Origin of the sequence: Rickettsia endosymbiont of Ixodes scapularis, assembly GCF_000160735.1 — a bacterium.
GTDB classification, from domain to species: Bacteria; Pseudomonadota; Alphaproteobacteria; order Rickettsiales; family Rickettsiaceae; genus Rickettsia; species Rickettsia tamurae.
On the sequence record NZ_CM000770.1, the window covers coordinates 33233 to 47120 of the forward strand.

Here is a 13888-nt window from a genome sequence, read left to right on the forward strand (position 1 = left end):
AAACAAAGAGACACGATTTTTCAATATATCAATTGGAGTAATTATTGGTAGTTGTGTGGCAGGTATTGCTTGTTTGGGCGTTAAAGAACTTACTTTTTGGTGTAGCAGCTAGCGCTGTTGGTGCAGTATTGGGAAGTTTTTTGATGAATGAGTATATGTCTGGCAATATTCAAAAGAACTTATACTACGCGAGTTTCGTATTAAGATGCCTAAATTATGGTTAATGAATATGCTATAATGCTTATCCTTTCAAGGTTTGTAAGAGGTGTGACAAGTTTTACAATTTAATAGTTATAGTCAAAAAAGACAATTTACTAAAAATTTATGCAGTTTTAAGTACATTTTATAACAAAAACAATATTACTAATATCCTCGTAACCCAGTTACTATCAGCTATTCAGTTCCTCTATTAATACGAAACTCGTGTTGTATAGTAAAAGGATTTACATTGGCATTGCTTAGAAAAAGTTGTTTTATAATGTAGCTTAGCCTTTCTATGTCATTCCCGCTTTTGCGGGAATGACATAGAAACTTTAGATTAACTCTTTTTAGTCAATGCCTAAATTACTCAAAATCTTCCTCTACAGCTTCAACCTCTTGCACTTCTGGTACAAAATGTTTAAGCATGGACTCAATACCGTTTTTTAAGGTAATAGTGGAACTAGGACATCCAAGGCATGCACCACGAAGTGCTAATTTAACTATACCGTTTTCAAAGCCTTTATATATTATATCACCGCCGTCTTGTGCAACAGATGGACGCACCCTAGTTTCAATAATCTCTACGATTTGCTTCTCTATTTCTGAAAGCCCATCAAGGCTATGATTTACATTACCTGCTTTGGTGCTTTCTTCAAATACCGGAAATCCTGCAACAAAATGATCCATAATAACCATTAAAATTTCAGGCTTTATAACTTGCCAATTACCTTCAGCTTGTTTAGTTACTGTTATAAAATCACTACCAAAAAATACTGATTTTACATTATTAATATGAAATAGCGATTCTGCAAGTTTGCTTCTTCCTTTTACTTCAGCAAGCTCACTAAAAAATACCGGCTGATCACTAATTATTTCCTGCCCCGGGAAAAATTTTATTGCATCAGGGTTGGGAGTATCTTCAGTTTGAATAAACATAATTAAAGCACACTAATAAATTTGTTGATTATTATAAATTGATAGTACTACTTTTACAATATATTTGTATTTATCTTGGGCATTGTTGCATAGCTCTCAAAAGCCGTATATGTCATTCCTGCGGAAGCAGGAATCCAGTACTGCCTATCCCCGTTATTGCGAGAAAGCATTTATGCCGACGAAGTAATCTCATGAAATTTAAGAGAGATTGCCACGTCGCTACGCTCCTCGCAATGACAAGTATAAATATTTTTTTATATTCCCGCTTTTAGCTAGGAATAACATAAGGCGGTAAATATCTAATTAATATATAAGCAGGTATAAAACAAAATCCTGCTACAATAAAGAAATAAGTCCAACCTAAATAAGTAGCTGCATAACCTGAAATACTACCAAACAATATGGTACTAATATAAGCAATAGAAGTAATTAAAGCAATTTGGGTTATACAATATTTAGAACTACAGCATCTTAATTGGTAAGAAAAAAACGGCGACATAGTTAAGCCATTGGTAAATTCTTGAAAAAAGACCGCTATATACAGACTTGTAATATCTCGATTATAAAAATAGAGAAATAAAAAAGATAGGCTAGATAAAGCATGATATATTAATGCTCTTTTAAGCAAATAAGAATATTCATATTTTCGGCACAAAAACCCGCCTATAAAACCTCCAAGGATTGCAGCACACATACCGAAAGCTTTATAGCCAAGCGCTAAGTCCTTTTTCGTATAACCAATATCGAGATAAAACATATTCGGCATAATTGAAAGAAAATTATCTTGAAGACGATATAGAAGCATAAAACTAACAATTATTAGCCATTTAGGTTTCTTGATAAAGTCATAAAAAGCATGCCAAAATCTATCAAAATCATTAATAATTATCTTATCTTTAAATTTAAGCGGATAGAATATAATTAATAGTAATGACGGTATACATAAAATTGCCATAACACGATAAACATCTTGCCAAGATATGATAGTAGATAAATATAACGCTCCTAAACCTGCTATAAGTATACCCATTCTAAAGCCTGTAGTACAGGCTGCTTCACTTATGCCCCAATTTTTATTTGTAATCAGTAACATCTGTGATGATTGAAGTAACATATCATAAATGGAAGAAAAAAATGCCACAACTACTAAGCATAAAGTAAATGGTATAAAATGAGTGTTAGGGTTAAAATTTGTCAGAACATATACACAAAAAATACAACTAACCAAAGCAATAATTAAACAATATTTATATCCTCGCTTACTTAAAGGAGCAAAACTTACTTTTTCAAGTAAAGGACCCCATAAAAATTTAAATACATGAATAAAATTAACTAAACTAAAAAGCCCGATAGTGATTTTATCAAAACCGGATTCTCGAAGCCAAAAAGAAAGAGTTGAACTGGTAAGTAAATAAATTAAACCTCCGGGAAAAGAAATTATTAATATAAAGAAAATATTAGATATATATTGAAATCGTGAAAAATTTAAACTTATGAGCTTATTCTCCTTTTTTATATTTGTCATCCCACGGCTTGATCGGCGTTGCTGCATAGATCAATTCCACTTCTGTCATCCCGCAACTTAATCGCGGGATCCAGTTTAAAATACTAATAATATTAGTATTTTAAGTTGTTTTTTGGACCCCGTAGTCAAGCCACGGGGTGACAATGTAATAACCACCCATGCGATCAAAGATCACTCACAATGACGTAAATCTAAACTACGATACTTTCTTTCTTTTATTACCGTAGCTGTTACCGTCAAAGGTTCTTTTACGGCTACTATCAAAAGAATTAAACTTTTTACCGTCACCACCGGCTCTTTTACCGAATGATCTTTTACGATTATTTTTATCACTTCTAAACTCACTACGTGGCGTAGATTCTCCTTTATTTACTAGACGATCGATTGCACGCCATCTAATAACATCATCAGGAGAAATAAAAGACAACGCATATCCGGTAGCCCCTGCTCTACCCGTTCTACCTATTCTATGTAAATAATCTTCAGGACACATAGGTAAATCATAATTAATAACATGCTGTGTATGAGGAATATCAAGCCCACGAGCCGCTACATCAGTTGCTACCATTATTCTATGGTTTGACTTACGAAATGATAAAATTACTCTTTCACGTTGATGCTGACTTAAATCACCGTGTATAGCTTCTGCTTTATGATTTTCATATTTCAACATTTTAGCTAATTGATCGGCAGAGCGTTTAGTTTTCACAAAAATAATTACCGATCCTTCCCTATTACCAAGTTGTTTAGTTAATTCACTAAATTTTTCTTTATCAGAAATATGTAATGATTCCTGTTTTATTTCTGCAGCTGCTTTATTAGTAGCACCTACCGTAATACGTACCGGATTGTTTAGATATTTTTGAGAAAGAGCAATAATATGTTTTGGCATAGTAGCGGAAAACATTAAAACTTGTCTTTTTTCCGGTAAAAATTTATTGATTCCTTCTAACTGTTCTTTCATTCCCATATCAAGCATTCTATCCATTTCGTCAAGTACGGTTATGCCTATGCGATCAATTTTTAGACTTCCCCTATTTAAGTGATCGATAATACGCCCCGGCGTACCGATAATCACTTTCGGATTCTTTTTTAATTGCATAAATTGTTTAGGCATCGGTTCACCGCCTATCAAAACTGCACTATTAATTTTATAGGGTGTAGTTACTTTATTTAAAGTACTGTGTATTTGTGTTGCTAGTTCTCTAGTCGGGACAAGAATTAAAGCAGTAGTTTTATTTTTAATAAATGAATCAATTAACGGCAATAAATAAGCGAGAGTTTTTCCTGAACCTGTTTGGCTAGAGGCGAGTATGTCCGACCCCGCTATTGCAACCGGGATCGATTGCTTTTGTATTTCAGTCGGCTCAGTGATATTCATTGTCTCAAGAGCAATAATTAATTCTTCAGATAAATTAAAATTTTTCATTATATAATCCAATATAGTTTTAAATCAAAATATGCACATTATTGATTAGACTCTTACATAACCCATTTCTAAAGATAATTAAGACATCGACTCTATCTTCTCATCCTCACGCACTTAACTATAGTACGCTTGCGTAAAGTAGAAATCTCTTAATTCCCTTTATAAGATAAATTATGCAAGAGGTCTATTGTATAAAAAATAAATTATAGTAAATTAAAATAACGACTTATATAATTATCCTGAATCAAAAAATATGCTTAACTAGATTACAAAACACCAACTAAATATATAAAACGATAATGAATAATGAAACTATTTTAGAATCTTATTCAAGCCAGAATAATATTATTAGATTTAGGGCATTTTCACGCCTTTTAGTAAAAATAATTTATTATACTTAAATTATATAGGTTTTTATAGACAAAAACAAAATATTTACTATTTTGATAAAAATGACTAGGCTACCCTAAATTATAAACAATTTTGGATAGCTGCTTTTGGTATTATAAATATATTTATTTAATTCTGAGGTTAACAGCATAGGCTTTTCCTTGCTTTTCTTCAAGATCAAAAATTACATCTTGTCCTTCTTCAAGGCTATGTAAACCTGCTGCGTCTACGGCTGATTTGTGTACAAACACATCTTTGCCGCCATTTTCCTGTTCAATAAATCCAAAATTCTTCGTAGAATTATACCACTTAACTTTACCTACTATATTTGTAGCCATAAAAACCTTTATTAGATAGAAATTACTTATTTGAACTTAAACACACGCTTATAATAACTAAAACTTAAATTTTAAGCCTTATTAAATATAAGAGCCGATAAAATTCATTATGCAAAACTACCTTACCTTGCGGCATTTGTCAATAAACATGTCAATAACATGCAAGAGAAAGTATTACTTTCTGAAACTAATCTATCATATTATTACTATTTTGTCACTATTTAAGTTAATTATCTAATAAATTAATGAGTAAACTAACTATTTTAAAGGTGTTTAATAACTTTTTCATATCAGACTAATATATTAACGATAAAAGTACTTGCTTTTTTGTATTTTTTTTATTAATCTGTCACCGTGAATTAAATAGTATACTGTATACAATATACTGTACACTGATCTTGCCCGCGTGATGGAATGGTAGACATAACAGACTTAAAATCCGTGGAGCGTAAGCTCTTGCCGGTTCAAGTCCGGCCGCGGGTACCATTAAAATTAAAACGTACAAGGCTCAACTTTCAGCTATAATCCTAAAGGATTTAATAAAGACCCAATATTATCAAAACTTGGATTACCTTTGCTAGATAACACTTTTTAATAATTAGTTTATAGAGTATAATTAACATTTTAATAAGTTGTAAATGTTAATATCGTTAATCAATTTAACCCAAAACTTACTGTATAGTATAAAAATAAGATTAAATCCTAATGACCCTAAAGTTTATTATGATAAAGGTAGAACATTAGAAAAGTTAGGAAAGTATAAGGCAGCTCTTAAATGGTTTAATAAGGCTCTTGAATTAGACCCTAATAATCCTACACCTCATATTGATAAAGGTGTTACACTATTTAATTGGGGAAAATATAACTTAGCTCTCAAATCATTTAATAAAGCGTTAGAATTGGGCCCTGATAATCCAGATGCAAGTACTAGAAAACAATTACTATTAGATATGCAGAAATAATTTATATACTAAAAAGATCCTTAACATAAATAATGAGTATTACTAATAGTTACAAACTATCCGACATATCTAAAACATTAGGATTAACTACTCGTAGGATTCAACAATTAGTAAAAAACGATATATTACCAAAGCCCATTAATAGCAATTATGATTTAGCGGGATATATTAGAGCTTATGAGAAGTATTTACAATAGTAGAATCTAGGCAAAAACAATTCCGGTAGGAATGGTAAGTACTAGATTAACAAATAAAAAGGATATTTTACAACAACAATCCTTAAAAATACGCAGCTTAAAAAATTAGGACAAGGCAGAGTTTAAGGTTCTCTATATTATATTCCATGCTATTCAAAACAATTAGCTAATTCTGATAAATTTTGTTGCATAATAAGAAGTATAGTTTATTTGTGTTCTAAAGTTTGTTGTAGTTACTAAACAGTCCTACTTACGGGTGTAGAACTTGAGCGTGACGCATCAAGTGAAGTAGTAAAAAGAATCGGCTATAATGCTGTGTTGCGTGGTCACTTAAAACAAACAGAAAAAACCGAACATTTCTATCAAACACCCTGAATCTTTTGCCGTTGCTAGGAAATAATCAACTAGTTTTTCTTGCTACTTCCATAGTACGAATACGATGTTTAATATGAGACCACTCGTTACGTTCTGCAACCTCTAAATCATAATGCGATTGTAGGTTAATCCACATTTGAGCCGAGGTTTGAAAATACTTACCGAGTCGCAATGCCATATCAGCAGTAATTGATCTTCTACCGTGTACTATTGCATGGATACGGCTAGGCGGTACATCAATATCACGAGCTAACCTGTTTTGACTTATATTTAAAGGCTTCATGAATTCTTCTTCTAATACCTCACCAGGCGTTACAAGATCTAGTAATTGGTGCATATAACCTCCTTGATGGTAATCAACAATTTCAACATTATGGGCGTTTCCGTTATGCCAAGTAAAACATATACGCCATTGATCGTTAATACGAATACTATGCTGATCTACTCTATCACCTTTTAATGACTTAAGATTATTACCAGGAGGAGAACATAAATCATTAATATTAATAGCCGAATTTAGTAATTTAAGCTTTCTTTGAGCTTGACGAGAGACTGCACTAAAACATTTTGTAAATTTATTATAAAATAACTTTTCAGTATCAGAACAAGCAAAAGATACAATTATGTTTTAGTATTATTTTATATAGTATTAACAAAAATATAATGCATCAAATTTTATGTCTTTTTCAAGAAGATTTATACGAGTTTTTAGATATAGAAGAATTACCGGTATTGTTATTTAGCCATAGCTATAATCCTGAGGTATTAGTAAGAATTAGCACGAGTATTATGAGCGAACCCGATTTAGAGATTGCCGAAAAAACTAATGGATGAGCTAATGCTATTTAATCAATCTCTACTAGACGAGCATTTACATAAAACTGTAGGATCAAGTTCAATTGCTTTATTATAAGACTCAAGAACTAAATTGTATTTACCTAAATAGTATAAAGCAATACCTTTATTGTTATATGCTTTAGAATAACCAGGATTTAACTTAATGACTTCATTGCAAGCCTCAAGAGCTAATGCATATTTACCTAGTAAATAAAAAAAACCGTATTTTTGAGTAAGATAGATTTATTAAATATATAATTATTACAATTAACAATTATAGTTATTGACTTCTTTTAATTCCCCCTATAAATTACTTCTCTTAAATAATAATTAAACTCTGTCATTCATGATATAATCTAATTTTTAAGAGTTAAAATATGGAAAATAAAGAAGAAGAAATTTTAACCTCTGAGTTAATAATAGATGAAGAGGAGGAAAAACGTTTAAAAGCTCAAAATGCAAGGAAAGAGCTTAAGTTAATATTAATAACATTTGCTATTATTCTTACTAGTTTTTTAACTTTTTGTTATTTCTTTTTTAACTATATAGAAGAAAAAGCAGCAGAGTATAAATTACAGCAAGAACAAGAAGCAAAAGTAAATAACAAAACAGAATGAAGTTGTTTAAATACAATATAACCAAAAGTTATTAATCTATTTAAAATTAAAAAATTATTTATTATTGCAATTTTTTTTAATCAACTATTATTAACAAAAATAAGAAATAACTTTTATGGAAGATATAAGCTCTTGGAAAGAAAAGTTTGAAATTTGCATTTACGCTAAAAAGCTGATTGATAAACTCGAATATTTAAACACTAAAGTAAAAAATCCTGTTGATATAGAGGAAGTCAAAAAAGTATCTACTACGCTCATAAATATCATGGTTCGCAAATAGCGTCAATCAGGCGATCCTTACTATTCTCATCCGATTGAGGTGGCGATTATGGTAGCAGAATTTGTAGCAAATGAAGCTAGTAAACTTTTTACCCATGTTATACTGCAAGCGGCATTGTTACACGATACAATTGAGGATACAGAACTTACTAAACAACGCGAGTTTCGAATTAATATAGCATAGGATTTAGCATATCAAGAGAGATGTAATAGAAGGTTTATTATCAGACATTTGATAATTTATCAGTGCTGCAACCATATGCACAAAGGCATTTGTAACTGATCTATGCCTTGAATGCTCAAACTTCCCCAATAGTTTAATTTTACTAAACACAGATTCTATTAATGCTTTTTTAAGCAATAATATTTTATCCAACATAGACATAAGTTTATTTTTCATATTTTTCTTTACCCTAGTTACCATAAAAATTCCTTGCTCTAAAAGTTGTAGAAATAATTGTTGCGAAATATAACCACGATCTCCGAATACTTTACCAAAAAGATTTTTGATTATCAGTTCCAGCTGTTTTCTATCATCCTTATTGCCAGGGCTAAAAGATGCTTTAACTATACCACCGGCTCTATTAATTATTAGATGTAGTTTAAGTCCATAGAACCAACCTTTTGTTGTCTTACTGCTTGCTGCTATGCCGGCGAACACTTTATTCATTGAAATACGGTATCTCTTACATACCTCTATACTACTTGAATCTACAAAAGAGAGTCCGTCACACTGATCCAAAATAGAATTGAATATTAGTACTAATAGTGGTAAATGTGGACCTATTATTTTTATAAATTGACTATAGCTTACTAATTGAAAATCTCTTTGATGATGAATTCATATTTGCTTCAGATAATAATTCTTAAAACAATCATAAGATGACTGCCAGTAGCCTATTATAATTGTTATTACCTCACTTCTGTTCAGTCGACTTTTAGGACCAGATTTGTTGTTATGGTTAGTAATTGAATTTGTATGCTTGTCTAATTCTTGAAAAAAATCATCGACGTAACAAAATATTTCTGTAAAATCCATTATCATAGGTTATTGCTCTTAAAGTTTTTTCAATAACCTATAAACTTTTTTCTAATACTATAAATACCATATTTTAATTAGCAATTTGTATTTTGTACTCACTTTATAACAAAAACAGTATTATTAAGATCCCCGTAACCCAGTTACTATCAGCTATTCAGCGACTTTTTGAATACGAAACTCGCGTTGATTACATGTATACTATGTTGCATGGTTCGGCTTTTCCGTCGTTGCGAGAAGGCATTGTTGCGTGGAGCGACAAAACCCACTGTGTCACCCCGTGGCTTGACCACGTGGTCCATAAAAACAACTTATAATGTACATTATTTGTCTATTTTTCCTGGATCCCGCGATCAAATCGCGGGATGACAGGAGAAAAACCGATCCATGCAACAAGGTCTACGGTTGCTCGCAATGACGACTCGGTATCCACGCAACAATGCTCTACGAGGATAAACAAAAATTGGGATATAGAATAAAAAAAGCCCTTTTTTTCAAAGAGAGCTTTTTTCTTGAGGAACTTATAAACTTGCTAATCGGGAGCGATTAGAAGTTTACACGGACTTTTAGAGCACCTTGATGTGCAGTATATTTACTTGCAATCTGAGCATCGTAACCGATTCCGTATTCCATCTTAGCATCAGGTCTTATGCTTGCACTTAAACCTAAATTATAAGATGTTTTAGCGGTTCTGTCAGGCTGGCTGATGAACGGAGTAACTTGTCCGTCTAACACAGACTGAGTTTTAGATAATCTACCGTTTACTTTGTGAACCACAAAAGCGTGAGCTTCCGGATATACCGCAAGATCAGTTATGTTCATAGTACCGCCTGCTACTTTAGCACCTACTATTAAATCGGTTCTATCGCTAAACTTGCTGTTAACTTGCTTGTTTGCAACTGTTGTACTAGTTTCTTTGTAGTTTTCGTCAGAAGACTTTAAGTAACTAAGTCCTGCCATTGGAGTTACTAACACACCTTGCATTGCATTGTAATCATAACCGACTGTTAAGTTACCGCCGAATGTCATGTTATCGTAATTACCAGCAGCAATTTGCTTGCTCATATTACCGTTAGCATCGAAGAAGTAACGCTGACTTTTGTTCTTCACTTGGTTTAAGCTAAATATTGCACTACCTTGAGCAAAGAAATTCTCAACAAGCTGCTGGGCACCATATAGAGAGAATGAGAAACCGTTAACGTTAGTTTTATCACCTTTCTTATAATCTTGGTGTTTTATATCAGTTTTAGTGATACCGATAGCAGCACCGATCATTAAGTTATCGTTAGCTAGCGTATCTAAACCGATTACGACACCGGTGGTTTTAGCTTTATAACCAGCTAAACCGCCTTTCTTACTTTGATGTACATCAGTATAGAAAGATTTTGTCCATATACCGTAAGCTACATTATCAACAGCCTTGTCACCTGCAGCGACCGCAGCCGGTTCAGCTTCAGGTCCAGCCATTTCAGCAGTACCTAAATATCTAAGAGCACCTAATCTGTTACCAAGTTGAGCTTGGATATCTTTTGCTACATCTAATTGTACATTAGTTACGGCCGCACTTGTACCGGTAACGATAGCTCCGACAAAGTTAGCAGAATCAGCACTATTTTTAGCTAAAAGAAGATTATTATATGCTGCAGTATTAGTTGCATTTACAAATGTTGTAACGTTCTGACCTACACCCGGTGCACCTGCAAATTGGCTACCTGCAATATCATTAATAACTACATTTGCTGCATTGTTAGTACGTGTTATTACATAATCTTGGTTAGCATCACGTATTAAACCGTATTTTACGAAACGATTATTTCCGGTTACAGCAAAGTTAGGACCTCCTAAAGTACCGCTAAATCTAGCACCACCTTGAATTAAAGTATAAGTTTGTGTACCACTGAAATTTGCATTGGCATTATCTTGTACGTTAATGGTTGTTGTTCCTGTAGTTGTTGTATTAACTTGAGCATCTTCCGCGATAACGATGTGACCTATATTACCGTTTGCTACTGTTAAAGTAGTTTCAATAGAAGTATTGCTTCCCCATGTTGAAGTACCACTTGCAAATGTTAAGATATTTGTATCAAGATCGATTTCACCGTTAATAGCAGTAGTACCGCCGCCTAAAATTACATTAGAATTTAAAACACCTAAGTTATAAGTACCAAAGTCTGTGACTTGTGAATAAATATTTCCTTGTAATCCTGCACCATTATCATTACCTGTAAACTTAACAGAAGCTACAGGAGTATCTGAAGCACCTATACTACCAACATACGCATCACCTAAATAAGTTACGGTACCGCTATTAGCTTTAGTAGTAACAATCATACTTGTAGATCAGAAAATGTCCCGTCAGCAATCCTTACATTAGCGTTACCGGTTAATCTTCCCAAGAGGTAATTTTCCGTCGAAATCTGTTCCCGGCTATACCGACTGTAGTAACAGTTCCCCGTCATTAATTGTTGCGTTAGTTGCAATAAATACTCCCTAAGTTGTTATAGTTTGTAGTAAAATGTTACTTGCTTTAACTTTAGAGTACCATTCTCTATACCTAAGCCATAAATCGTACCAGGGGTATTAGGAATACCGCCGCTAAGAATTATAGTACCTTGATTATTTTTTTGTAGTTCTTATAACTGCATATAATGTAGTAGCATTAACAGCAATACCATTATCGCTTCCAAGACCTAGACCTACAATATTATTTTGATCACCGATTACTTGACCGTCAGCGATTACACTATCCACACCTGATACGAATACAACAGGAACATTAAAGTCACCTGCTGGACCATTAMCTACGGTACTTTTAATTGTTAAAGGGACTGTGTTGCCTGCATCGTTGAATGGGATGCCGCTAGGTAAGAATAAAACTGCACCTAAACTTGCATTTTCAAAAGAAATTGTATCAGTCACCACACCATGCTCATTACCTGCATTACCTATCTCATTAATCACTATGTTACCGGGACCGGAAAATGTTATTTGTTTTAAAGCATTAACAGGTACAGCTTGTTTGTTTAATGTTACGGTAATAGGACCGGTGTTAACGAATTCTACTATACCGGTACCATCGGCAGATGCGACAAAGTCCGCAGTATAGTTACCACCGATTTGTAAGGTAGAATTATTTTCAATTTTAGTTTCACCGTTAAATGTTGCGTTACCTAAGAACTTAGCAGTAGTACCGTTATCTAACGTTACAGTATTAAGCTTATTACCTTGCTGTCCACCGACTGTACCTCTTACTATATTTGTTCCACCCGCCTTAAAGCTGAAAGAACCCATGTTGGCAGCAGCAGTAGTAATGTTAGTGGCGTATAAATTAACACCTTGACCTACATTTAATATAGTGTCTATAGCAGGTGCAAAATTAATCTCTGCAAGTGGCTTTGCAGTGCTACCTAATTTTGTACCGGCTGCAAGAGTTGTACTATTAGCTACAACAGGATTAAATATTATTTTACCTTGATTTGCAGCATTTGTAGTTTTTGTTATTAAGTAAGTATTATGAGCGAATTGTACTGAACCGTTATTTCCAATAACTAACTCGTTAATAGCAACATCACCGCCATTTAAAACTGTTTTACTTGAGCCGATATTAAATTGTCCAAGAGTTTTATTATTAGCTCCAATAGTACCAATACCACCTCTAATAGTTAAAGTTTGAGTATTTGTTAGGCTACTCGCATCAACAACGCCTGTTTGATCAGTATTTATAGCTAAATTAAAACCAACTAAAATATTATTTTGAGTACTTGTTAATTTAATAGTACCACCATTAGCTTGGAAATCAATCATTCCACCGACATTAGCACCGATAATATTTGCTCCACCAAGTGTTAATGTTTTTGAAGCATCATCAGCTAAAGTAATCCCTTGTAACACAGCATTACCACCACCATTACCTATATCACCGGTAATTGTAGCACTTCCATCTAACTGAATAGCACCACCGGCAAGAGCATCGCCAATAAGAACAGTTTGGTTAACATTACCGGTGATAACTGTACCGTCGGCAAGTTTAAAGATAGAACCGGCATTTCCTAAACGTAACTCAGCAGTATGTGTTCCTGATAAATTAACAATCCCAGCAGCACTAGCTTCGATTGCCGTAATCTTATTTGTCACCGGAGTATTTGCATCCGCACTGTTTAAAGTACCGGCACCGAGGAAAGTTATTACACCTGCAGTGTTACCGGCATTGCTCGCATCACCTGTAAAATTACCTGTAAGAGTCGGAGCATTAGCAGCACCAACTATAATTTGTGAGGCAGTATTACCAAAATCAACAGCACCAAGTGTTGAAGAAATAGTCATTGTAGTTGTAGAAGCTGCTTTGAAAGTTGTACTACCACCGTTACCTACATCAACTTGTTGTTGGAAAGTACTAGTACCACCGTTAACTGTTACATTTTTAGCAAAAATTTGGTTTGTAATTGTAGCATTATTTCCACCGACAGCAGTAACAATAAATTGCTGAGCACGATTTGCATTATTTATACCAACTACTGCAGTAAGACCTGGAGCAGTAGTACCAAATGTACCAGCTACAGCTGTAGTATCAAAATGTATTATACCATTATTATCTCCACCGTCACCTGCACCGCCACCAAGTGTAGTACCATTAAGGACAAAAAAATTGGCAGCATTACCGTTACCACCTGCTTTAGCAAGAAGATGCAATGTACCGCTACCTTGAAGATTTATAACATTACCACCGTTTTGTAATGTTAAATTAACATTACCTGCTCCATCAG

General features: G+C 33.4%; 11 protein-coding genes, 1 tRNA gene and 3 pseudogenes. 6 read left to right on the forward strand and 9 right to left on the reverse strand.

Annotated features, from left to right (window positions below):
* Positions 1-564 precede the first annotated feature (564 nt).
* The 4 genes from REIS_RS00160 to REIS_RS00175 form a co-directional block, all read right to left on the reverse strand.
* Positions 565-1137 carry a NifU family protein gene (locus tag REIS_RS00160; protein WP_008579228.1) on the reverse strand — a complete coding sequence of 191 codons (573 nt, stop codon included), beginning with the start codon at positions 1135-1137 and terminating at the stop codon, positions 565-567.
* Positions 1138-1405: 268 nt separating this feature from the next.
* Entirely contained in the window at positions 1406-2662 is a 1257-nt protein-coding gene (locus tag REIS_RS00165) for an MFS transporter (RefSeq protein ID WP_008579229.1), read from the reverse strand.
* Positions 2663-2858: 196 nt separating this feature from the next.
* The gene (locus tag REIS_RS00170) at positions 2859-4091 is read right to left on the reverse strand and encodes a DEAD/DEAH box helicase (protein WP_008579230.1); all 1233 of its coding nucleotides are present in this window, start codon (positions 4089-4091) and stop codon (positions 2859-2861) included.
* Between the two features lie 515 nt (positions 4092-4606).
* On the reverse strand, positions 4607-4819 hold the full coding sequence (locus REIS_RS00175; RefSeq protein ID WP_008579233.1) for a cold-shock protein: 213 nt from the start codon (positions 4817-4819) through the stop codon (positions 4607-4609).
* A 400-nt stretch (positions 4820-5219) separates the two neighbouring features.
* Between REIS_RS00175 and REIS_RS00180 the strand changes: the two genes are divergently transcribed.
* The 3 genes from REIS_RS00180 to REIS_RS15160 all read left to right on the forward strand — a co-directional run bounded on the left by REIS_RS00180 (position 5220) and on the right by REIS_RS15160 (position 5978).
* A tRNA-Leu gene (locus REIS_RS00180) sits at positions 5220-5305 on the forward strand.
* A 152-nt stretch (positions 5306-5457) separates the two neighbouring features.
* A complete protein-coding gene (locus REIS_RS00185) occupies positions 5458-5781 on the forward strand; it encodes a tetratricopeptide repeat protein (RefSeq protein WP_008579234.1) in 324 nt (107 codons plus the stop codon).
* A 32-nt stretch (positions 5782-5813) separates the two neighbouring features.
* The gene (locus tag REIS_RS15160) at positions 5814-5978 is read left to right on the forward strand and encodes a hypothetical protein (protein WP_008579235.1); all 165 of its coding nucleotides are present in this window, start codon (positions 5814-5816) and stop codon (positions 5976-5978) included.
* 400 nt (positions 5979-6378) lie between these two features.
* Here the strand turns inward: REIS_RS15160 and REIS_RS00190 are convergent, their stop codons facing one another.
* The gene (locus REIS_RS00190) at positions 6379-6690 is read right to left on the reverse strand and encodes a HigA family addiction module antitoxin (protein WP_008579236.1); all 312 of its coding nucleotides are present in this window, start codon (positions 6688-6690) and stop codon (positions 6379-6381) included.
* A 24-nt stretch (positions 6691-6714) separates the two neighbouring features.
* Positions 6715-6978: pseudogene (locus REIS_RS16710) on the reverse strand (type II toxin-antitoxin system RelE/ParE family toxin); the annotation flags it as partial.
* Positions 6979-7016: 38 nt separating this feature from the next.
* On the opposite strand from REIS_RS16710, the gene REIS_RS13805 reads away from it, so the two are divergent.
* Positions 7017-7187 carry a hypothetical protein gene (locus REIS_RS13805; protein ID WP_008579237.1) on the forward strand — a complete coding sequence of 57 codons (171 nt, stop codon included), beginning with the start codon at positions 7017-7019 and terminating at the stop codon, positions 7185-7187.
* A gap of 15 nt (positions 7188-7202) precedes the next feature.
* On the opposite strand, the gene REIS_RS15235 is transcribed toward REIS_RS13805, so the two are convergent.
* Positions 7203-7433: a tetratricopeptide repeat protein gene (locus REIS_RS15235; protein ID WP_081819162.1), complete on the reverse strand. Its 231-nt coding sequence runs from the start codon at positions 7431-7433 to the stop codon at positions 7203-7205.
* Between the two features lie 134 nt (positions 7434-7567).
* Between REIS_RS15235 and REIS_RS00195 the strand changes: the two genes are divergently transcribed.
* Both REIS_RS00195 and REIS_RS13810 read left to right on the forward strand, forming a co-directional pair.
* Positions 7568-7807 carry a hypothetical protein gene (locus tag REIS_RS00195; RefSeq protein WP_008579238.1) on the forward strand — a complete coding sequence of 80 codons (240 nt, stop codon included), beginning with the start codon at positions 7568-7570 and terminating at the stop codon, positions 7805-7807.
* Between the two features lie 115 nt (positions 7808-7922).
* Positions 7923-8240: pseudogene (locus REIS_RS13810) on the forward strand (bifunctional (p)ppGpp synthetase/guanosine-3',5'-bis(diphosphate) 3'-pyrophosphohydrolase); the annotation flags it as partial.
* A gap of 33 nt (positions 8241-8273) precedes the next feature.
* Here REIS_RS13810 and REIS_RS10580 read toward each other — a convergent pair.
* Together REIS_RS10580 and ompB are read right to left on the reverse strand one after the other, a co-directional pair.
* Positions 8274-8927 (reverse strand): IS982 family transposase, encoded by a 654-nt coding sequence (locus REIS_RS10580; RefSeq protein WP_083787731.1) that lies wholly within the window; start codon positions 8925-8927, stop codon positions 8274-8276.
* A 744-nt stretch (positions 8928-9671) separates the two neighbouring features.
* A pseudogene (gene ompB / locus REIS_RS00210) lies at positions 9672-13888 on the reverse strand (outer membrane protein OmpB); the annotation flags it as partial.

Excerpts from the sequence above, each read along its gene's own strand:
- REIS_RS00190 (WP_008579236.1), bottom strand. The coding sequence starts at position 6,690 with ATGCACCAATTACTAGATCTTGTAACGCCTGGTGAGGTATTAGAAGAA.
- REIS_RS00170 (WP_008579230.1), bottom strand. The coding sequence starts at position 4,091 with ATGAAAAATTTTAATTTATCTGAAGAATTAATTATTGCTCTTGAGACA.
- REIS_RS00175 (WP_008579233.1), bottom strand. The coding sequence starts at position 4,819 with ATGGCTACAAATATAGTAGGTAAAGTTAAGTGGTATAATTCTACGAAG.
- REIS_RS00160 (WP_008579228.1), bottom strand. The coding sequence starts at position 1,137 with ATGTTTATTCAAACTGAAGATACTCCCAACCCTGATGCAATAAAATTT.
- REIS_RS13805 (WP_008579237.1), top strand. The coding sequence starts at position 7,017 with ATGCATCAAATTTTATGTCTTTTTCAAGAAGATTTATACGAGTTTTTA.
- REIS_RS00185 (WP_008579234.1), top strand. The coding sequence starts at position 5,458 with ATGTTAATATCGTTAATCAATTTAACCCAAAACTTACTGTATAGTATA.
- REIS_RS15160 (WP_008579235.1), top strand. The coding sequence starts at position 5,814 with ATGAGTATTACTAATAGTTACAAACTATCCGACATATCTAAAACATTA.
- REIS_RS00165 (WP_008579229.1), bottom strand. The coding sequence starts at position 2,662 with ATGACAAATATAAAAAAGGAGAATAAGCTCATAAGTTTAAATTTTTCA.
- REIS_RS00195 (WP_008579238.1), top strand. The coding sequence starts at position 7,568 with ATGGAAAATAAAGAAGAAGAAATTTTAACCTCTGAGTTAATAATAGAT.